This window comes from Nocardioides sp. P86 (assembly GCF_023712465.1).
Classification (GTDB): Bacteria; Actinomycetota; Actinomycetes; order Propionibacteriales; family Nocardioidaceae; genus Nocardioides; species Nocardioides kribbensis.
Window position 1 is genome coordinate 1 of record NZ_JAMAYE010000054.1, and the last position, 390, is coordinate 390.

Genomic DNA, 390 nt, shown 5'->3' on the forward strand with positions numbered 1-390 from the left:
CCCCGTCGACGTCGAGGCGCTCGCCCCCGCCGACGGGCCCGGCGCGCGACCCGGCGAGGTCTGGGTCGGCGACATCGGCGACAACCCCGGCGAGCGGACCTCGGGGTCGGTGACCCGCGTGGCCGTGGGCCGGGGCGCGCTGGGGGCCGCGGGCACGCCGTACGAGCTGGTCTACCCCGACGGCGGGCAGGACGCCGAGACGCTGCTGGTGGAGCCGCGCAGCGGGCGGCTGCTGGTGGCCTCCACGGCCTTCCTGGGCGGCACGCTCTACCGCGCCCCGGCGCGGCTCTCGCCCGACGCCCCCACCCGGCTCGAGCCGGTCGGCTCGGTGCTGTCGATCGCCCCCGACGGCGCCTTCTTCCCCGACGGGCGCCACCTCGTGGTGCGCGG

The 390-nt window shown here is 79.7% G+C and carries 1 pseudogene; it reads left to right on the forward strand.

The features are described 5' to 3' along the window. Nucleotides 1-390 (forward strand): annotated as a pseudogene (locus M3673_RS18915) (hypothetical protein); the annotation flags it as partial.